Annotated in this window: 21 protein-coding genes; 4 read left to right on the top strand and 17 right to left on the bottom strand. The window is 62.1% G+C overall.

Annotation, left to right across the window (positions count from 1 at the left end; all coding sequences use genetic code 11):
* Nucleotides 1-3 precede the first annotated feature (3 nt).
* The 11 genes from JNO50_RS10805 to JNO50_RS10755 all read right to left on the bottom strand — a co-directional run bounded on the left by JNO50_RS10805 (nucleotide 4) and on the right by JNO50_RS10755 (nucleotide 7938).
* Entirely contained in the window at nucleotides 4-417 is a 414-nt protein-coding gene (locus tag JNO50_RS10805) for a GPW/gp25 family protein (RefSeq protein WP_215796343.1), read from the bottom strand.
* Between the two features lie 2 nt (nucleotides 418-419).
* The gene (locus tag JNO50_RS10800) at nucleotides 420-719 is read right to left on the bottom strand and encodes a PAAR domain-containing protein (RefSeq protein WP_189533166.1); all 300 of its coding nucleotides are present in this window, start codon (nucleotides 717-719) and stop codon (nucleotides 420-422) included.
* A 10-nt stretch (nucleotides 720-729) separates the two neighbouring features.
* Nucleotides 730-2517 carry a type VI secretion system tip protein VgrG gene (vgrG, locus tag JNO50_RS10795; RefSeq protein ID WP_189533164.1) on the bottom strand — a complete coding sequence of 596 codons (1788 nt, stop codon included), beginning with the start codon at nucleotides 2515-2517 and terminating at the stop codon, nucleotides 730-732.
* A 3-nt stretch (nucleotides 2518-2520) separates the two neighbouring features.
* Nucleotides 2521-3210 (bottom strand): CIS tube protein, encoded by a 690-nt coding sequence (locus JNO50_RS10790; RefSeq protein ID WP_189533162.1) that lies wholly within the window; start codon nucleotides 3208-3210, stop codon nucleotides 2521-2523.
* Complete coding sequence (locus tag JNO50_RS10785; RefSeq protein WP_189533161.1) at nucleotides 3210-3395, bottom strand: hypothetical protein; 186 nt, start codon at nucleotides 3393-3395, stop codon at nucleotides 3210-3212. The genes JNO50_RS10790 and JNO50_RS10785 overlap by 1 nt, the downstream gene beginning before the upstream one ends.
* Before the next feature lie 3 nt (nucleotides 3396-3398).
* Nucleotides 3399-3905 carry a phage tail protein gene (locus tag JNO50_RS10780; protein WP_215796342.1) on the bottom strand — a complete coding sequence of 169 codons (507 nt, stop codon included), beginning with the start codon at nucleotides 3903-3905 and terminating at the stop codon, nucleotides 3399-3401.
* A 20-nt stretch (nucleotides 3906-3925) separates the two neighbouring features.
* On the bottom strand, nucleotides 3926-4384 hold the full coding sequence (locus tag JNO50_RS10775) for a phage tail protein (RefSeq protein WP_189533159.1): 459 nt from the start codon (nucleotides 4382-4384) through the stop codon (nucleotides 3926-3928).
* A gap of 34 nt (nucleotides 4385-4418) precedes the next feature.
* Nucleotides 4419-5939 carry a phage tail sheath family protein gene (locus JNO50_RS10770; RefSeq protein ID WP_215796341.1) on the bottom strand — a complete coding sequence of 507 codons (1521 nt, stop codon included), beginning with the start codon at nucleotides 5937-5939 and terminating at the stop codon, nucleotides 4419-4421.
* A gap of 30 nt (nucleotides 5940-5969) precedes the next feature.
* On the bottom strand, nucleotides 5970-6767 hold the full coding sequence (locus JNO50_RS10765) for a hypothetical protein (protein ID WP_189533155.1): 798 nt from the start codon (nucleotides 6765-6767) through the stop codon (nucleotides 5970-5972).
* On the bottom strand, nucleotides 6764-7339 hold the full coding sequence (locus JNO50_RS10760; protein ID WP_189533153.1) for a Pvc16 family protein: 576 nt from the start codon (nucleotides 7337-7339) through the stop codon (nucleotides 6764-6766). Before JNO50_RS10760 ends, JNO50_RS10765 begins: the two co-directional genes overlap by 4 nt.
* Before the next feature lie 179 nt (nucleotides 7340-7518).
* Nucleotides 7519-7938 (bottom strand): GNAT family N-acetyltransferase, encoded by a 420-nt coding sequence (locus JNO50_RS10755; RefSeq protein WP_189533151.1) that lies wholly within the window; start codon nucleotides 7936-7938, stop codon nucleotides 7519-7521.
* 210 nt (nucleotides 7939-8148) lie between these two features.
* On the opposite strand from JNO50_RS10755, the gene JNO50_RS10750 reads away from it, so the two are divergent.
* The gene (locus JNO50_RS10750; protein WP_189533149.1) at nucleotides 8149-8754 is read left to right on the top strand and encodes a GNAT family N-acetyltransferase; all 606 of its coding nucleotides are present in this window, start codon (nucleotides 8149-8151) and stop codon (nucleotides 8752-8754) included.
* Between the two features lie 29 nt (nucleotides 8755-8783).
* Here the strand turns inward: JNO50_RS10750 and JNO50_RS10745 are convergent, their stop codons facing one another.
* Entirely contained in the window at nucleotides 8784-10607 is a 1824-nt protein-coding gene (locus JNO50_RS10745) for an eCIS core domain-containing protein (protein ID WP_189533146.1), read from the bottom strand.
* 101 nt (nucleotides 10608-10708) lie between these two features.
* On the bottom strand, nucleotides 10709-11350 hold the full coding sequence (locus JNO50_RS10740) for an HAD family hydrolase (RefSeq protein ID WP_189533144.1): 642 nt from the start codon (nucleotides 11348-11350) through the stop codon (nucleotides 10709-10711).
* Between the two features lie 182 nt (nucleotides 11351-11532).
* Here JNO50_RS10740 and JNO50_RS10735 point away from each other — a divergent pair, with 182 nt between their 5' ends.
* Nucleotides 11533-12228: a hypothetical protein gene (locus JNO50_RS10735; protein ID WP_189533142.1), complete on the top strand. Its 696-nt coding sequence runs from the start codon at nucleotides 11533-11535 to the stop codon at nucleotides 12226-12228.
* Between the two features lie 62 nt (nucleotides 12229-12290).
* Here JNO50_RS10735 and JNO50_RS10730 read toward each other — a convergent pair whose 3' ends face one another.
* Entirely contained in the window at nucleotides 12291-13487 is a 1197-nt protein-coding gene (locus JNO50_RS10730; protein WP_189533140.1) for a TCR/Tet family MFS transporter, read from the bottom strand.
* 153 nt (nucleotides 13488-13640) lie between these two features.
* Between JNO50_RS10730 and JNO50_RS10725 the strand changes: the two genes are divergently transcribed.
* On the top strand, nucleotides 13641-14279 hold the full coding sequence (locus JNO50_RS10725; protein ID WP_189533138.1) for a TetR/AcrR family transcriptional regulator: 639 nt from the start codon (nucleotides 13641-13643) through the stop codon (nucleotides 14277-14279).
* A 3-nt stretch (nucleotides 14280-14282) separates the two neighbouring features.
* Here the strand turns inward: JNO50_RS10725 and JNO50_RS10720 are convergent, their stop codons facing one another.
* The 3 genes from JNO50_RS10720 to JNO50_RS10710 all read right to left on the bottom strand — a co-directional run bounded on the left by JNO50_RS10720 (nucleotide 14283) and on the right by JNO50_RS10710 (nucleotide 16730).
* Nucleotides 14283-14750 carry an acyl-CoA thioesterase gene (locus JNO50_RS10720; protein WP_189533136.1) on the bottom strand — a complete coding sequence of 156 codons (468 nt, stop codon included), beginning with the start codon at nucleotides 14748-14750 and terminating at the stop codon, nucleotides 14283-14285.
* Nucleotides 14751-14906: 156 nt separating this feature from the next.
* Nucleotides 14907-15587, bottom strand: a complete 681-nt coding sequence (locus JNO50_RS10715) for a M23 family metallopeptidase (protein ID WP_189533134.1) — start codon at nucleotides 15585-15587, stop codon at nucleotides 14907-14909.
* Between the two features lie 561 nt (nucleotides 15588-16148).
* On the bottom strand, nucleotides 16149-16730 hold the full coding sequence (locus tag JNO50_RS10710; protein WP_229804600.1) for an FKBP-type peptidyl-prolyl cis-trans isomerase: 582 nt from the start codon (nucleotides 16728-16730) through the stop codon (nucleotides 16149-16151).
* 79 nt (nucleotides 16731-16809) lie between these two features.
* Between JNO50_RS10710 and JNO50_RS10705 the strand changes: the two genes are divergently transcribed.
* Complete coding sequence (locus JNO50_RS10705; protein ID WP_189533132.1) at nucleotides 16810-17421, top strand: DUF2238 domain-containing protein; 612 nt, start codon at nucleotides 16810-16812, stop codon at nucleotides 17419-17421.
* Nucleotides 17422-17770: the final 349 nt, after the last annotated feature.

Genomic DNA, 17770 nt, shown 5'->3' with positions numbered 1-17770 from the left:
ACGTTAATAGGGTGAAACGGCCTCGCTGGCCTGATCCAGATAGAGGGGGTAGACGAGGTTGTGCCGGGTGTTGGTGGCGATCACCCGGTACGCCAGCGTGACCATGAGTTTTCCCTCGCGGGGGTCGCCCCAGTCCGTGCCGATGTGCTCCAGTTCGATGCGCGGTTCGTAAAACAGGATCGCGTCGCGGATCTTTTCCTGGAGCTCGGTCACCGTGCTGTCATTGAGCGCGTCGAACATGACGCCGCGCAGTCCGCAGCCGTAGCCGGACAGCATGACCCGTTCGCCGGGGCGGGTGCCAAGGAGTATCCCGAGGCTCTCTTCGATGTCCTCGACCCCTTCGACCATCGCCGCTTCGCCGTTGCGGCGGTCGAAACATACCGGGAACTGCCAGCCGCGGCCAAGAAAAGCGCTCATGCTCATCCTCCGATCATCACGTTGGGCTGCCCCATGACAATGACGCCGCCGTGCGCTGTGCTGTCGCCGACCCGCGCGGCGGGGCGCGATCCTATCATCACCGTGGAGGACCCCTTGACGATGATGTCCGGATCGCCGACGCACACGGCGTTGTCGCCGATCACCGCGGCCGGCAGACCGCCGATCAGCACCGTCGGAACGCCGGGGCCGACCACCGGTCCGCCGACATGCGGAATGGGCGGAAGACCCGGCGTCTGCATCGGGCAGGTGTGCATGTCGGTCAGACGGGCGGCAGGGGGCATGCCGATCTCCTTAATTGATCATGACCATGCCGCCTTTGACGGTGGTCTGTCCGGTGGATGACAATTCCGACGTGGCAGAACCCTTGCCGGTGAATCCGATCTGGGCTTCGCAACTGATATTCAGCCCTTCGGCCTTGACGTTGGCCTGAGCCTTCAGCGTGATGTCCGCGTTGGCCGTCAGCGCGATCTTGCCCTTGGCCCGGATCGTGATATCGGCCTGGCTGTCCAGCGCGATGCCGTCGCTGGAGAGTTTGACCCTGTTGTCGTGCTGATCCTTGACGAGAATGGACTTGTCTTTATCGTCGAACACCACCCGATTGTCGCCCGGCGTGGTGATGGTCAGGATCTTGTCCTTTTCGTTGAACTCGATCTTGTGCTTGGCGCGGGTGACGATGGCCTTGGTATCGTTGGCGGCCTCGATCTCGTAGGGCGGCTTGCGCTTGGCGCTGTAGACGGCGCCGAGCACCACCGGATGGCATGGGTCGTCGTTCAGGTAACCGACGATGACTTCGTCGCCCGGCTCGGGCAAAAAATAGGCGCCAATGCCATCGGACGCGTAAAACTGGATGAGCCGGGCCCAGATGCCCTCGGTTTGCGCCTGTGTGACCGGCAACTTGATCTGAATCCGTTGCGCTTCCTGCGGGTCGCCATCGAGTTTGACGACGATGCCGATCTGCAGTCCGCCCACGCCGGGCAGCAGCCCGGACGCGGCCGGCGCGGCGATGTCGTCGCGCGTCATGTGCCAGTCCGGATCCAGACCGAATTCGATGTCGGTCTGCCAGTCGCCGCCGGCCAGCGAGTGTTCGACCGCGCTGACGAAAATGTCGCCCGCGAAGCGGGCGCCGACGCCTTCGACCGCCAGCAGGTCTCCCGGTTTTGCCGGCATCCCCATGCACGCCAGCCGGCCACGGACGCGAGCCAGTTCCGCGCGGGTCTGTGCGGCACTGGCCCAGGTGCTCAGCGCCGCCTTGTCCTGCTGCGTCGGGGTGCGCAGCATCAATTCATCCGGGCTGGCGACCCGGGCCAGGGTTTCGCCGTCGAGGTCGCCTTGCGCGTTCAGTTTGACGGGCGCCGCCTGACCGCCCGTCACGATCGCCTGTTCGCCGCTGTTCCAGGCGGTGGCGCTGATCGCCGCGCATTGACGGCGGGCATCGATATCGGCATGGAACTCGTACAGGTCGCGTCCCCAGGCCAGCGCGAGACCGGTATCCCTGGTCATGTCGCCCGGCGGGCGCACCCGGATCTTGCCATTGGCCGCATCGACCAGCATGCCATTGAACTCCGCCCGGGCCAGCATAAAATCCCAGTCGCTGGCGTTGTACTGCACCAACTCGCCGTGCTCCTGCTGCGTCGCCGCCACCTCGGCGTCAAGGCCGTATTTGCCGATCAGCGAGCTTATGATGTCGCTGTCTTTTTTCTTGAGGAAATTGGCGTTGTAACGACCGAGCGTCATCTTGACGGCCGCATCGCGGCACTCGACGACAAGGCGCGCATGGCCGCCTCCATCGATATTCACGCCAAAGCGCACCACGATGCCGGAGAACAGGGTGTCCTGCTCGTTGCCATAGCCCGCGTCGATGCGGATGGCCGCGCCGGGCGCGAAGCGCGGGCTGTCGCCCTGCTCGAATTTGCCGGTGGCCATGTCTCCGTCCTGAATGACTAGTTCCGCCCATGCGATTCTGTTGAAGGCGCGGCGGATCGTGACCGACAGCAGCGGCAGATCCGGCAGCTCGCCTTCCTCGCCGTGGATCCGTATCCACAGCACGCCGTCGTTGTCCAGTGTCGACTTGCCGGCCATGGGCTACTCCAGTGGCGGAAAATGCAGCCGCGTGCCGGGCGGCAGTTCGCGGAAGTTCCGCAGTCCGTTGAAGCGGGCGACGTCCGCGTAGTACCGGCTGTCGCCGTAGATGCGTTCGCACAGCAGGGGCAGGGTGTCGCCCGACTGCACTTCGACATGGTGGCTCAGATCGGGCGAGCTGCGCGCGGCCTTGAGCTGGCTCTTTTTGCGGCTGGTGTAGGAGTCGAAAGCGAGCGCGGCGGTGGCGCGCAGCGGCGCGCCGCCGGGTTTGAACAGCGTATAGGTGACGTTGAAGCTGGTCAGCCGCCCGGTGAACAGCATGCGTCCCCACAGGATCTCGACAATGCAGGGTTGGTGGGAGACGCCCTTGTAGTCGTAAATGATGTCGCCGAGAGCCTGGATCTGTCCGTCCACATCGTCGGGCAACAGACTCAGTGCCGGCTTCGGCACGGCGCCGGTTCCGTCCAGCACCACGGTAAACGACAGCTTGCCGGGAGGCATGTGGCTGAATTGGCGCCCGGATGCCACATCACCCATGGGTTTGGCCGAGCTGAAGCAGGTGCGGCGCTCATGCACCAGTTGCGCCGGATTGATCAGTAGCGATACCGAACGGCCAAGCGACCGGATCTGGCCGTTGTTGTCTTCGCAGGCGGTGATCTTGAGCGGCGTGCGTTGGGCGGAGACGGACAGCATCAGCGTTCCCTCAGTTTCGCGAGACGTTCTTGCAGCAATCGCAATTCGGCGCGTCCGGCCCGCACCTGGCGGCCAAGTTCGGCATCCTCCTCGCAGCAGTTGTCTTCTTCCGGTGCGGGTGCCGGTTTGCCGGAGTGGCGGTCCAGTTCCGACTTGATCAGCAGCTGGCGGACTTCGATCGTCATGGTTCACAACACTCGAGTGGAATGCAGGTAGGCCAGTTCAATGGATTCAATGACAACATCGTTTTTTGTGGCATTAAAAGCGTCGACCGACCATTTCACCGGATACGCATCGTGGAACATCCAGGCCCGGACCGGCAGTCTGTCCGCATTGAGCAGGTGTACATGGATACCCATGGGCACAATGGGGATCGACAGACCGCCCTCGAGCACGGACCGGCACCACAGATAGAGCGGGGAGGCCAGCGTGGCGATGCCGCGCTTGAGCACCAGATTGTTCTGGTGCATGCCGGTCGGCAGTTTGTAAACGAAACGGTTTTCGCCGCCGCAGACCACATCCTCGGTCTGCATGGTCTGTTCGATGCCGGACACTTCCTGGAATGAACAGTCCAGCGGCGGCAGTACCCCGTTCAGCCAGACACGGAAATGGAAGGCGACGGGCATGGCGTTGATTTCTGTCCTCGCCAGCTCGTCCATCAGCCTGCCCGCAGACGATGTTGCGTTGATCACCATGCGTTTCCGACCATCTCTCGTCAGCTGTTGGCGATCGTCAGCCCTTCATGGGCGATCTCGATCGTCTCCACGGCGACTTCGTTGCCCTGGGCCTTCAGGTCGGTGCCGGTGATTTTCGCGGGCCAGGCGTTCTTCAGCGTCCAGACCATGGTCGGCTTGCCGCTCTCGTCCAGCAGGCTGATGATCACCGGCACGCGCTTGATGGTGTTCATCTTGATCTGGTTGAACCAGTCCCAGAACTTGTTGTCCGCCTTGAAAATCCCTTTTTTCATGGTCACGTTGCCGTACTTCTTGAGGCCCGGCATCTTGACCGTGGAAAACTCCGGGCTGTCGCCGCGGCGGTATTCGATCATCTGGGCCTCCACGTCCAGCCCCGACACTTCTTCGAAGGACATTTCGGTGGAATCCCACTTCACCTGGAAATGGAATTTGGGTAGCGGCCATACGTTGGCCGATTGTGCGGAACCGTCATCTGCCATGGTCGGGTCTCCTCAGTTTTGGTGTTGGTCCGGGTCAGGATTTCTGCATCTGCTGCTGGAAGGTGATCTCGATGAATTCCGCCGGTCTTACCATGGCCACCAGTACGGTGACGCGCAGAATGCCTTCCAGGATGTCTTCGGGCGTCATCGTCTCGCCCAGTCCGACATGCACGCTGAACGCGTCCTCGGGCACCGCGCCGGCGAGTCCGCCGCGTTTCCAGATGCCGGTCAGGAAGTTCTGGATCATGCTCTTGATGGTGACCCAGGTATTGGCCACGTTCGGCTCGAACACCAGCGCCTTGGCGGCTAGGCGGCACGACTCCTCCAGCATGATCATGGTGCGGCGCACGTTGACGTAGCGCCAGTCCAGGCTGTTGCCGTCCAGGGTGCGCGCGCCCCACACCAGCACGCCCTCGCCGATGAAGCTGCGGATGGCGTTGATCGATTTGCCCTGCGGTGTGACGTTCATGTCCTCCTGGTCGACCGCGGAAATGCTGACCGCCGGAGAGATCACGCCGTTCAGGCTGACGTTGGCCGGCGCCTTCCAGACACCGCGGGTGTTGTCGACCATGGTGTAGATGCCGGCCATGGCGGGGCTGGGCGGCAAGAGGTTCAACTGGAAGCGCATTTCGTCGAGGATGGTCTTGTAGATCCCGCTGATCGACAGCAGCGTTTTGTGCAGCAGCGCTTTCTGGGTCAGCGTGGCATCGTCGGTGCCGCTCCAGTCCTTGGCGATGTCGGCGATGGCGCCAAAGCAGGCCTTGTCCTTTTCCGTGGCGCCGTCCGCCAGGGCCTCGGGCAGTTTGAGCTCTTCGCGGATCAGCCCCTGCAACAGCTCGGTGGAGGCGATATGCGTGAAGTCGAGCTCTTTTTCGCCGATCACCGAGGTGTTGAGCCACGGGTAGTAGGCGATGCCGAAGTCGAGGAAATTGATGCCCAGCTTGTCGCGAAAACGCGGAATGGTGTCCCGGTCCGGCTTGTCGCCGCCCCACAGGTCGAGCAGGGCTACGCGGTTTTTCATTTTGTTGCCGCAGTGGTCGAGCATTTCCTGCTGTACGGCGGTGCAGGCGTCAAGGCCGAGTTTCACCGCCTCGGGCACGACCAGCATGGTCGGTTCCTGCTCCTTGAGCAGTTCGCCGATGCCGTTGCGGAAACGGTCGGCATCCAGTTCGTCCGCGTAGCTGCCGACCGATACGATGTAGCAGGGGCCGCCGCCGTTCTGGAAAAAGTGCCGCAAGGCGGAGTAAAGGAGGTAGTTGCCACCTTTCTGGCCCGGCTCCTGCGCGACCGAGTAGTCCTTGCCGCCGGCGCGGAAGGCCGCCGTGGCCGCGTCGTCGGATTTGACCGCGACGTTGAAGAGCGGCACCGGGGCATACCCGAAAAACTGGTGATACTCGGCCATCGAGCTGATGCGCCAGGGCTTCATCGCCAGGGGCTTGTTGCGATTGTCGGCGATCTGGGTATGGCCGATGAAGGCCGGCACCGCTGTCGCCACTTCCACGATGGAGTTGGGAAAGGCATTCTTTTCTACGATATAGACGCCTGGCGTTTTCATGACACCCATTGCGTACCCCCGATGAAGTCGTTAGCGGTTGAGAAAGATTTCCGAGACATCGCACAGCTCGCCATTCACGGTTTCGCGCAGCAAGGCCCCCGGTGCCGCCATGGGCAGGCGGGGAACCACCACGCGTTCGCGTCGGCGCAATTCAAAACGGTAGGGCGGGCGCTCCTGCAGCGGGATCGGCGCGAGCGAGCGGATCGCCACGGCTCTCGCGCCTCCCGGCAGTATTTCGGAGCAGGCGCCGCCAAAGGCGATGGATCCTTCCTGGTCTTCGATTTTCAGGTCGGTGCCCCACTCGCCGATCAGCAGGTATTTCCAGAGGGTGGCGCGCACGGGCAGCGTGAGATCCCAGCGCGCGGGGAGGGCACTGCGCCACGAGGCGAGGTCCGGGCATCCTGCTGGCGCGAGAGGAAGGACGACCTCCGCGAGTGTTCCCCTTCCCGACTCGAAAGGGGATCCGTCGGGTTGCAAGGAGGTGCCGACGATGGCGCGGAACCGTCCCTTGCGTGTTAATGTGTCCAGATCCGTGTAGCAGGCGCTCATCGGATCGGCGGAGTGAACGGCGAATACCAGTCCTCCTTCCGGCCAGTCATGCCGTTCGCTCCACAGTCCTTCCAGACGGGCGGTTTGAGCCGTCACCCCGAATCCCGCGGCGTCGGCGCGCAGTGAGAGGCCGAAACGGGTCATCAGCGCCGCGCTCCGGGCGTCCGGTTCGAGGTACAGCCCGGTCGGACGCCCATCGGCGAAGTAGGGATGACGCAGGGAAAGCGCGGCCAGCGCAAGGTGGCTGTTGACGTCGCGGCAGGTCGCGGCGCCGGTCATGAACGGCCAACCTCGATGTCCGGTGTCTGCACCAGGCTTTCGCGGCGGGTGAGCGGGCTTTCATCCAGGCAGATCAACCGCACCCGGTACAGTACGGAGGGCAGGTAGCGACCTCCGTGCAAGCTCCACAGGCTGTGCATGTCGCTGCCGGAAAGGTTCTCGATATTCAGGACCAGGCGCTCCAGGCGCGGATCGAGATCGGGCGAATTGTGGTGATCGAACACTGGCCGGCTCTGGAAAAATGCAATGGCATCGGACAGATAGCGCAACGCTTCGGTGTACCCCCTGCCGCTGAACGTGGCCGCGCACATCACCAGCAGGTTGAGAAACATGGGCTCGGGCCCCCGCATTCTGGCCGCTGTTTCCATGCCGGCCGGCTGCGCGCGATGGGCGGCGGTTTCGCGTTCGATACCGCTGACGAACAGCACGAGCTTGTTGCCGGTGATCATTTCCGGGCTCCCGCCCGGATCCAGCAGGTTGGACACGACAACAGGATCCTCCGCCGGGGTGAAGCGCTGGCGAAAATGCTGGTTAAGTTGTGAGGCCAGATGGCTTAGCGCGCGATCGATCATCGGTGCGTGGTTCTTCAGGTAATAAAGCGCGGTATGCGGAATTTTGCCGGGGACGGAACCCTTGATTCCATCAGCAAAAAGATGAATTCGTCATCCTGAAAACTGAGACTGGCGGATAGGGCGGGCGCGACGGGAAAGGGGGCGCGGCGTTCGTGAGCGGACGCCGCGGGAGGGGCGGATCAGGCGTTACGGGTGGGAGTCCGGCGGTAGGCCATGCCGACCGAGGCCGGCGCGGTGGGGGTGAAACCGAACTGGGCGTAAAGATCCTGTGCCCGGCCGTCGGCGATCAGCGATACGTAACCGGATTCGGGAACCTGTTCGTCGATGTAGGCGCGAATGGCGCTCATGATGGCTTTGCCGAGTCCCTGGCCGCGGTGTTCTTCAAGGACGGCGATATCGACCACCTGGAAGAAGCAGCCTCCGTCCCCGATCACCCGGCCCATGCCGACGGGCGTGTCGTTGAACAGGACCTGAACGGCGAAGAGCGAGTTGGCCAGCCCCTTTTCGGCCGCTTCGGCGGTCTTGTCGCTCAATCCGGAGCGGGTGCGAAGATGACGATAGGTTTCGACGGAAGGCAGGGAAATTTCGATACGGTACATGAGGGGCTCCGGACACACATTTGAAAAAATCGGGACCGGCGCGAGCCGGGACATCAGTTATAACTTGGCCGCCTGTCGCCGGCAATGCGCGCGCGGCGCGTTTTGGATGATTGTGCTGTCGGAGCGGAGGGGAAAATGCCCGCATGGCCGAACGATCCGCCCGGCTGCCGGGTCATACGTAAACGAAAAACTGGACAGACGGGATATCCGATGCAAGCAAGAGTAAGATCAGAGCCGATCGAGGTCAGGGAGTTGCAGGCCGGTGAAATCGGCGGGGATTTTCTGGATCAATTTGTCCGCCATCAGGCGGTGGGACTGGTTTACCGGGGAGAGAAAGGCAATATGAGGATCGAGCCGGCGCCGTTCATCGACGATTGGGCGCCGGAAGAGAGACGAATGATATCGGCCGGCATGCGGGAGGCGGTTAGCCGGGGAGGTTATGCGCTGGGGCTTTTCCTGCACGGCAAACTGGCGGGGTTCGCCCTGCTCGAGGCAGAGTGTATCGGCGACGAGAACGAGTATGCGCTCCTGAAGGAATTCCATGTCGACAGCCGATACCGTGGACGCGGTTTCGGCAAGCGGCTGTTTGCCGAGTGCGTCGCGAGGGGGCGGCGCATGAAAGCCGAGAAATTGTATATTTCGTCCCATTCGGCGATCGAATCGGTGGGGTTCTATCTGGGCAGAGGGTGCCGCTCGGCGTCCTGGGTGTATTCGCCGCTGCGCGAGGAGGAGCCGTTCGACTGTCCGCTGGAATATCAACTGGGCGGTCTGGAGGACGCGAGTCTTGGCGAAACAGGGATTCCCGTCGTCGAGTAGCGGGGGCGCGCCAGTCGTCGGCGTCTGTTTCAGATAAAGTAGTCGGGTGGTTCGGAGGGCCCGGCGGCTCGCCCTCCGTTCATCGCCATGCCGACCGTGGCAAGACGGCTCCAGCCGTACAGCTGTTCGAGCGGCTCGTATTTTTCGAATGCCTTCTTGTACCGCTGCAAATCCCGGTACATTTCCCCGGTCGAGTTCCAGCCGTGCTTGCGCATCGATGCCTCGCTGACGAAATTCATGTAGTCGATGCGCGGATCGGGCAAACGGATGAAGGCCGCGACGACGTATTCCTTGGCGCGCGCGAATTGCGCGACGAACCATTTCACCTCTTCGGGCGCCTTGTCCATGACAGGAAGCTTGACCGTGTCCTTGCCGTCCCCCCGGTCTTTCAGGTCGCCGACCTTGATGTAGCCTTTTTTCCCATCGTGCCCGCCACCCACCACGCGCATTTCGATGCAGCCGTCCTCGGTGTCGTCTATGTATTTGACTTTGGTGTCCTTGGGCAGCAGGAACAGCAGCTTGTCCTTGCCATTGACCACGCGTGTGTTGTCCGCTTTGGTGTAGTAGAACCCTGTGCTGGCTTTGGCGCTGTTCCATTTCTTCGCCGCCGCCAGAAAATTCGCGGTCGGCACGCCTTGCGAGGCCAGGTTGAATGGCAGGAGTTCGGCATGGTTTCCGGTGATGTTTTTCCAGCCCCAGGACACCGAGCCGTAGTAGGTGCCGGCATCATTGCCTTCGATCGCCAGGGCCGAGGTTTCGAATTCCATGCTCGAGTCGGCCTCGTCGGCGATGGTGGGCTCATCGATCAGCCGGGCTTTTTGCACCCAGGTGCCAGTGCGCTTGATCGCGTGCTGTCCGATAGAGGGATGGTTGGTCGCGTAGGCCGCCAGCGTGTCGGCGTTGTCGGCCGGTTCGTCCTCGGTGGCGTAAAGAGGGTTGCGGTTGGTCGGGTGCTGGTCGATCTCGTGACCCTGTTCCGTCTGTTTGGCGATGTTGTTCGGCGTCGACGCTTCGATATCCCCCTTGTAAACGCTTTTGACGACCTGCACCAGGGCCACCTTGGTCGCGTCGGCCGAGTCCTTGGGCAGAAAGGTCAGGTTGAAGTCGACCTCATCCCCTTCTGCGCCATCCTTGATCGCATAGGCCTCGGTTTCGAAGGTGCCGTACAGCGACGTTTTGGTGGCGCACTGGATGATGTTTTCCGCCGGTTGTCCGGCAAGCCGTTTGTGTTGCACGACGGCGCCGACGGCATGAACGGCCGGAGCGCCACCCGGGGCGGCTGGCATGGGGGCAGGCACCCCGCGCTGCGCCCGCTCGCCCATCCGGTCGGCTTCGTTTTCCAGTTCTTTTTCGTCATTGATGGCGACGCCGCCGTGTAACTGAATCGTCGGTTTCACCCGTCCCTGTTTTTGCTGCACCACATGCCAGGCCTCGTGCGCCAGATGGCGGTCCTGGCCGGCGCCCAGGTGGATGTCGGTGCCTTGCGTGAAGGCGTGGGCGTGCAGCTGGGCTGGCAAGGCGGAATTGCGGTGAACCCTCACATCGTCCATGGGCAGGCCGGCCAGGTGTTCGATGCCCGATTTCAACCGGTCCGGCAGCCCTTGCGCGCCGGATGGGGCCGGCGCGGACAGGGATCTGGCCGCCAGGCGCGTGTCCGCCATCGCTTGATAGCGGGCTGCGCGGGCGGCCTGGGCACTTCGGTCCGCCGCCATTTGGACGGTCTTGGCCGCAAGCACGCGGCGGCTGCCATCGACGATATGGTGAGGGGTGACGGATATGCCTCCCTGTGAGCGGAGTGGGGTATCCGCGGTGGAGTCGGCGAGAATGCGTGGTGAATCGGCGTGGGCCTTCATGTCGGACTCCCCCGTGACAGGACGTGTTTTGGTTTTAGTCCAGCCTGAAGATCCTCGCCGGTTTTGCCGGGGTGACCTGTCTTTTTTGTACAGCCCGCGCCTTACAGCGCGATGCCGGCCGATTCGAGATCGCGGCGCAGCGTGTCAGGATCCGTGAAGTGCAGGCTGCGCAACCCGAGGTTGCCGGCCGCCGCGACATTGCGCGCGGAATCGTCGATGAACAGCGCACGGGAGCGGTCGATATCGTACCTTGACAACATGACTTCGAAGAGGCGCGGGTCGGGTTTGATCAGCCGTTCCTCGCCGGAGACGACGATCCCCGCGAACCAGGACAGGAAGGCGAAGCGCTCCAGCGCGACAGGGAACGTTTCGGCGGACCAGTTGGTCAGCGCATAGAGCCGCAGTCCGGCTGTTTTCAGCCGGCTCAGGATATCGACCGTATCGGCGATTTCGCCGCCAAGCGTCTCGGGCCAGCGTTCGTGATAGGCGGCGATCGCGGTGGCGTGGTCCGGATGGCGCGCGGTCAGTTCGCGTACGGCCTCGGCCCATGGACGCCCGGCATCCTGCTGCTCGTTCCAGGCCTGATTGCAGACGGAGGACAGAAACGATTCCATCTCGCCGGGATCCGCGAAAATCTGCCGGTAGAGATAGCGCGGATTCCAGTCGATCAGTACTCCGCCCAGATCGAAAATCACCGTATTGATCGGCGCGGGGGAATGGGTCAGGGGGGGCGCGGTGTGCATGTTCCGGACTCCGGCTATGGGGGGTAGGAAAATACTACCACACCGCGTACCCGTAGCGCCGGTTCAGGGGAGGTCGCTGGTCTAATTTGAAATTAATGTTTAAAACATTGTAATATTATTCACTTGGGATTTCTTCAAAAGAAACGGTATTCGTCTTGTCAGACCACTTTATGAAAGTTTGTATGCGTCATATTATGCCGGTTGTCGTTCTCAGCGTGCTGGTTGCTGCTCCTCATGTTTGCGCTGCCACCGCTGCGAGTTTTCCTCTCTCATTGCTGCCGGGGTCGACCCCGGTGCAAGCCAGAGTGATGAAAATCGGCTTGCCGATCGAGGCTCAGAGAATCGCCCTGCGCTTCCAAGCGGCTATTGCGGATCAGCCTGAATGGGCTAACACGTATCTGGCTCATGCCAAACCAGATCAGCCTCTTCCCTATCATCCGAATTTTCGGGTCACAGAAAAAGAGTACGCATACTTGCAGTCTGTGGCGAAGAAGCCCCAGTTGGTGCAAGTCGCAAGCATTCGCCTGTCGACCGAGCGACTACCGAACGGCGCGCTGCGACTGGTTACCCAACCTTCCACAGTCAGGATCAACGGATTCATTATCGCTCCGGACGCAACTTCAGCAACAACACCACTCGCGAGGTTGACGGAAGTGAATCGTATCAATAACCAAGATAAGGATAGTGCGACAGGTCGTTGGACAGGAACGCAATGGCAACATAAACCCAGTGCGGCAGAACCGTTGTTGGCAATGAAACTTGCAATTGGAAAGCGAATTGATAATGGTGATGGAATAATTTACTTCTCAGTGAGAAACAGTAAGAACGGGAGAAACGATATCGACTATGAGGCGCTGCTCTTTCCTGTTGGCAAGTAAAAGAGCACCCGGAAGGGCCGTCTGGCGACGGCGCTATTTGACGACAACGACAAAGTTTTCCGTCATTCGACCGGCGGCATGACGTCATGGGGGGGAGACCGCAGGCCGAGCACCAGTGGCACCGCGAGTGCCTGTATCGCCACCGCGAACAGCCAGACACCGCCCGGCCATTGCCCGCCAACCGTGAAATAGACAGTCGAGAAGACAAAAGGAGCCACGATGGAGGCGAGGCTGACCGCCGATGCCAGTACGCCCTGAAGCTGACCCTGCCGGTGTTCGTCGACGAGGCGTGTCGCCAGCGCTTGCAGGGCCGGGCTTCCGATGCCCGCCAGCGCAAGCGCCGGCATGACCGCGAACACCATCCAGCCCTCCCGGGCGAACGCCATCACGGTCAGGGTGACAATGGCGCCGGCAAGTCCGGTCAGCACGGTGCCGCGCTCCCCCAGCCATTTGATCGCGGGCCCTGGCAGGAAGACCTGGGCCAGGGCCTGGCACGCACCGAAGAGACCCAGCGACAGGCCGATGTGCAGCCCATCCCAGCGGAACGTGTCATGACCCCACAGTGCCCAGCAGGTGCCGTAGGCTTCGCCGGCGGCGCTCAGGATGAAAAACAGGGCGGTGACGGGCAGCAGGGGTTTCGCGCAGAGGGCCCAGCGCAGCGGGCGCAACGGGTTGAGCGACACGAGATCGATGGGCTCGCGGCGCGGTGCGCGCGATTCGGGCAGGACGAAGAACGCGAGCAGCAGGTTGCCGCTGGTGAGTGCGGCGGCGGCGATAAACGGCAGACGCAGTCCGTAATCGCCGAGCAGGCCGCCAAGCACCGGGCCGATGATGAAACCGATGCCGAACATGGCGTTGAACAGACCGAATCGCTGTGCGCGCCGGTCGGCCGGGGTGATGTCCGTGATGTAGGCGGTGGCCACGGAAAGGTTGGCGCTGCTCAGCCCCGCGATGGCGCGGCCGACGAGCAGCATCCACAGCTGCGGCGCGAAGGCCATCACCCAGTAGTTGACAGCGGCGCCGGCCAGAGAGGCCAGCAGCACCGGCCGCCGTCCGAGTCGATCGCTCAATGCGCCCAGCACCGGTGCGAAGAGGAACTGCATCAAGGCGTACAAGGACGTCATGATGCCCAGATAGGGCGCGATATTGCCGGTGTGGGCGACCTCGGCAAGCAACCGCGGCAGAATGGGAAAAATCAAGCCGATACCGATGGCGTCAAGCGCGATGGCAATGAAAATAATGATAAGGGGTGGTGTCATGGTGGTATTCCGGTAACGCCCCCGGGGGCAGGGAAACGGGTGGCGACACGCCGGGGCCGGCGGGCGTGACATGCGGCGGGGTGACGGCTATAATAAATTTATACTCAACATTAAAATGTACTCAGTACATAATTTACGCCTCACACTTACATCATGTCAATTCCAACAGACCGTCGTTCGCGCAAACGCCTTGCGACACGGCAGAGTATTTCCACGGTCGCCACGCGCCTTTTTCTGGAACGGGGTTTCGACCATGTCACGGTGGATGAAATCGCGGCGGCCGCCGACGTCGGCAGAATGACAGTGTTCAATCACTTTCCGCGCAAGGAAGACATGTTCTTCGACCGCGACGAAGAGGGGCGAGAAATTCTGCGCGCCGCACTGCGGCAAAGAGAGTGCGGGATATCACCGGTCGAGGCGTTGCGCCGGCTGGCGCACCGGCTGGTGGAAGAGCGCAGCCCGCTGGTCGAGTTCTCGGCGGCGAGTCAGGCCTTCGTCGAGGCGATCGGTGACAGCGAAACCCTCAAGGCCCGGGCTCGGGCCATCCGCGACGAACTGGCGCAGATTCTGGCCGTGGAACTGATGATCGGTGCGGGGCGGGAGCCTTCGGACGCCGACGCCCATCTGGCCGCCTGCCTGCTGCTGGCAATGTGGTCGGTGGCCTTGATTGAGGCGCACCGGTCGTTCCGGCAGGATCGGGATACCGAAAAGGCGAGGGCGCTGTTTCTGGCCCTGATCGATAAAGGGTCGGCGGGCCTGAATGCCGCGATGGCCGGTACCCCGTATGCCTGACCGCTAAAGCTCGGGCGGGCACGCCGCCGCGGTCATCGCCGGTTGATAGGCCGCCTTGAATTCTTTGGGCAAGCGCTTGGGGCGGCCGCTGGAAAGCTCGATGCATACCAGTTCCCATCGCCCCCGCAGCACGGTGTTCCGGTCGCTTAGGCGAACCAGCTGAAAGCACCGGAACGCGGACAGGGGGCTGTCGCCGGCGATTAGCCAGGTTCCCAGCAACAGCGGCTCGCCTTCGGTGGTCGGCAGCAGGTAATGGTAGTTGCCGCGCCGGATGGCCATGCCCCGGTCAAGCCGCCGATAGTCGTCGATATCCAGCCCCAGCGCTCTGGAGTGCGCCCAGCCGGCTTGTTCGCACCAGCGCACATAGACGGCGTTGTTCGTGTGCCCCAGTCCGTCGATATCCTCCGGAGCGGGAGAGAGGGAGAGGGTGAACGGATCGGGCAAGTCCCATTGGATGTCGGTTTCTGGCATGGCTGGTCGATGACGGAGTGGGGTAATGGAAACGTGCCGGGAGACATGGCCTTCCCGGCAAAGTGGCGTCGGGTGGACGCCTCCCGCCGCCCATCTTCCCCTGAAAACCCGCGCCGGGCAAAAAAACATTGCCGTCCGCCGCGCGGCGACTACCGGTCAATCGACACGGCGGATGCGTTGTCGTCGCGTCGGCAGCGATGCTTCGCGAAGTTGCCATTGGCCATCGATGAGGGCTTCGTAGCGCGCGAATCGGAATGGAATGACCCGATCGGTCAGGGGCGAGGGGTCGGACATCACGTGAAAATGCAGGTGGGGCATCGTGGAGAGCCCGCTGTTTCCCACTTCGGCCACCGGTTGCCCGGCGCTCACCGTCTCCCCCCGCGCCACGGTGAGCGAGCCGGATCGCGCGTGCGCGATGAAGGCGAACACGCCAGGTCTCAGGGACGACTCGATCACGAGGTGGTTGCCGGCAAAGCAACGGATGTCCCCGTCACCGTCCGCCTTCATCCGGGCGATGAGCGCCTCCTGTCCGGACGAAAACAGCGACACGAGACTGTCGAAAAGGATGGACGCCACGCTCCGGGAGACCTCCGGGCATCCGTCGATGGCGGTGATGACGTGTCCGTCGAAGGGGGCATGGATGGGCTGTCCCCAGCCGTAATAGTCAGTCAGCGGAACGGTGGTCAACAGCTCCCGCAAGGCGGTCGTCCGGGTTGCCCTGAGCCGGGCATCCACACGGACAAAATCGAAGGCCAGTTCATGGCCCTTTTCCGTTCCGTCGGCGCCGACGAACCACTCGCCCGATAGAGGAAACTCAACGATCACGTCTTCTTTCATCGAACCTCCCCGCGTTTGGCGTGGTTATTCGTTGTCCGGAAGGCGCCAGCGGACGCTTCCCGGGCACGGGTCGATGGCGTCCGTCCCGTGTTCTGTTCGAACCCTTCACCGGCTCTGGTTTTCGCTCCGATTCAATGAACCTGCCGTGTGGCAGATGGCGAATGATGGGCCGGAGGCCTTGGCAAAGAGTCCGGGGCAGTGCGCATCGATCAGGACGAAATCATGACATTGCCGGAGCGTGTCGTCGACAACCGGGTACGTGGCGAAACAAGCCTTGATGCGTGAATGAACCGTTATCCGGCGCGTTCCGGGGAATGGCTGCGCCAGACGATGCTTTCGGTAGCGGGGATTGCCGATGCGGCAGGATTGGATTGAGCGGAGGAGACCCGCTACAGGCGTGGGGATGGGCTCGACGGTGTTCAGACGACAGTTCACGCACAATCACCCCGGCCGGATGCCGGCATCGCCGTTGTTGTGATTGCTGTGTCGTGCGGAATCCTCCCGTGCTTCGGATCGCCCTTCCGGGCAGGAAGGGCGATGTTGTGTGCGGGGCCCGAGGTGTCAGTGCTGATGCCCGTGTTCGCCATGCACATGCTGGTGGGCGATTTCCTCGGCGGTTGCCGTGCGTACATCCATAACTTTGAGGGCAAAACGCAGGGTTTTGCCGCAAAGCGGGTGGTTACCGTCCAGCAATACGGTGGGACCTTTAATCTTGGTGACGAAATAGTAGCGCGGTTGGCCATCCGGACCGATGCGCTGGATCTGCCCTCCGACCTTGATGCCGGGAGGGAATTCGGCCTTGGGCATGGTGGTGACAAGCGCTTCGTCACGTTCGCCGAAGGCATCTTCGGTTGTGAGTTCCAAGGTGACTTGAAAGCCTGGCTCCTGACCTTCCAGCGCTGCTTCCAGTTTAGGGAAGAGGTTGTCGTAATCGCCGTGCAGGTAGGAGACCGGATTCTTGCCATCGTCGTAAACCAAGCCCTGATTATCGGTGACTTTCATTCTCAGAGTGACGGCGGTGTTCGTGGTGATTTTCATGGCAGGCAACGGCAAATAAATAGAAGCGGGAAGGTTCGCAGGTCGGCGAGGGAGTGTCAACTGAATCGCTCCTCGTTGACCCGCCGCATTGATGACTCTTTTCAACAAGAAAATCCTGGGGGTGAGCAACAAGGTGAATGTTCTGCCATACTGGCCGATTCATCGATTATCCATAAACAAAATCATGCATCCCGACACACCCTGCCGTGCCGGCCTCTTCCTGCTTATCGCGTTGCTGGCCGTATCGGGCTACCAGCCGTACGACCAGACCACCTGGCTGCTCGAAGTCATGCCGGTGCTCATCGGGATCCCGCTTCTGGTTTTGACCTACCGCCGCTTCACCTTCACGCCGCTGGTGTACGCCCTGATCTTCCTGCACTGCTGCGTACTGATGCTGGGCGGCAAGTACACGTATGCCCGGGTTCCACTCGGCTTCGACCTCGCCCATCTGCTGGGAACCCAGCGTAACCCCTACGACAAGATCGGGCACCTGTTCCAGGGCTTCGTTCCGGCACTGATCATCCGCGAAATCCTGCTGCGGGGTCGGCATGTTGCCGGACGCAAAATGCTGGCCTTCGTCACGATCTGCATTGCCCTGGCCATCAGTGCCGCTTACGAATTGCTCGAATGGACCTCGGCCCTGGCCATGGGACAAGGGGCGGACGCATTCCTGGGTACCCAGGGCGATCCATGGGACACGCAATCGGACATGTTCTGCGCGCTGATCGGTGCCTGCGCGGCCTTGCTCTTGTTCTCCCGCGAGCATGACCGGCAGATTCGCGCATGGTCATGTTGAGTGCGGCGCCGGGACTCTCGCAGGTATCCGTGTCTTCCCGCCCGGAGCAGAATATCCCCGCGCCGGCGCCGCCTCGCCGCGCTGGCTCATGAGGCGTTGCCGACAAGGCGCTTGCAACACACCGCGCGCACCGATTGACGCTCGTTCTGGGGGGCATCGCCTTTCAAAGGGTGATGCCATTCACTTTTCAGAACGAAGTCCAGGAATGAACGAATCAGCGGGCGGGTCTGGCATTCGACCTTGATCTTCTCAAGACGCGCAGCGCTGGTGGGGGGCCGCCTCGAAATAACTGGAAATCGCCTTTAATCAATAAGTGCGGCCAATCCGGCACGACCAGTGCGAACCACGA

The sequence above is a fragment of the Paludibacterium paludis genome, assembly GCF_018802605.1.
In the GTDB taxonomy this organism is placed as follows: Bacteria; Pseudomonadota; Gammaproteobacteria; order Burkholderiales; family Chromobacteriaceae; genus Paludibacterium; species Paludibacterium paludis.
The sequence above is the reverse complement of the archived record's forward strand: the minus strand, read 5'-3'. Positions and strand labels throughout refer to the sequence as shown.

Excerpts from the sequence above, each read along its gene's own strand:
- JNO50_RS10725 (WP_189533138.1), top strand. The coding sequence starts at position 13,641 with ATGTCAATTCCAACAGACCGTCGTTCGCGCAAACGCCTTGCGACACGG.
- JNO50_RS10765 (WP_189533155.1), bottom strand. The coding sequence starts at position 6,767 with ATGACCGGCGCCGCGACCTGCCGCGACGTCAACAGCCACCTTGCGCTG.
- JNO50_RS10730 (WP_189533140.1), bottom strand. The coding sequence starts at position 13,487 with ATGACACCACCCCTTATCATTATTTTCATTGCCATCGCGCTTGACGCC.
- JNO50_RS10735 (WP_189533142.1), top strand. The coding sequence starts at position 11,533 with ATGCGTCATATTATGCCGGTTGTCGTTCTCAGCGTGCTGGTTGCTGCT.
- JNO50_RS10705 (WP_189533132.1), top strand. The coding sequence starts at position 16,810 with ATGCATCCCGACACACCCTGCCGTGCCGGCCTCTTCCTGCTTATCGCG.
- JNO50_RS10780 (WP_215796342.1), bottom strand. The coding sequence starts at position 3,905 with ATGGTGATCAACGCAACATCGTCTGCGGGCAGGCTGATGGACGAGCTG.
- JNO50_RS10720 (WP_189533136.1), bottom strand. The coding sequence starts at position 14,750 with ATGCCAGAAACCGACATCCAATGGGACTTGCCCGATCCGTTCACCCTC.
- JNO50_RS10800 (WP_189533166.1), bottom strand. The coding sequence starts at position 719 with ATGCCCCCTGCCGCCCGTCTGACCGACATGCACACCTGCCCGATGCAG.
- JNO50_RS10775 (WP_189533159.1), bottom strand. The coding sequence starts at position 4,384 with ATGGCAGATGACGGTTCCGCACAATCGGCCAACGTATGGCCGCTACCC.
- JNO50_RS10750 (WP_189533149.1), top strand. The coding sequence starts at position 8,149 with ATGCAAGCAAGAGTAAGATCAGAGCCGATCGAGGTCAGGGAGTTGCAG.
- JNO50_RS10755 (WP_189533151.1), bottom strand. The coding sequence starts at position 7,938 with ATGTACCGTATCGAAATTTCCCTGCCTTCCGTCGAAACCTATCGTCAT.
- JNO50_RS10805 (WP_215796343.1), bottom strand. The coding sequence starts at position 417 with ATGAGCGCTTTTCTTGGCCGCGGCTGGCAGTTCCCGGTATGTTTCGAC.
- JNO50_RS10760 (WP_189533153.1), bottom strand. The coding sequence starts at position 7,339 with ATGATCGATCGCGCGCTAAGCCATCTGGCCTCACAACTTAACCAGCAT.
- JNO50_RS10790 (WP_189533162.1), bottom strand. The coding sequence starts at position 3,210 with ATGCTGTCCGTCTCCGCCCAACGCACGCCGCTCAAGATCACCGCCTGC.
- JNO50_RS10745 (WP_189533146.1), bottom strand. The coding sequence starts at position 10,607 with ATGAAGGCCCACGCCGATTCACCACGCATTCTCGCCGACTCCACCGCG.
- JNO50_RS10770 (WP_215796341.1), bottom strand. The coding sequence starts at position 5,939 with ATGAAAACGCCAGGCGTCTATATCGTAGAAAAGAATGCCTTTCCCAAC.
- JNO50_RS10785 (WP_189533161.1), bottom strand. The coding sequence starts at position 3,395 with ATGACGATCGAAGTCCGCCAGCTGCTGATCAAGTCGGAACTGGACCGC.
- JNO50_RS10740 (WP_189533144.1), bottom strand. The coding sequence starts at position 11,350 with ATGCACACCGCGCCCCCCCTGACCCATTCCCCCGCGCCGATCAATACG.
- vgrG (WP_189533164.1), bottom strand. The coding sequence starts at position 2,517 with ATGGCCGGCAAGTCGACACTGGACAACGACGGCGTGCTGTGGATACGG.
- JNO50_RS10715 (WP_189533134.1), bottom strand. The coding sequence starts at position 15,587 with ATGAAAGAAGACGTGATCGTTGAGTTTCCTCTATCGGGCGAGTGGTTC.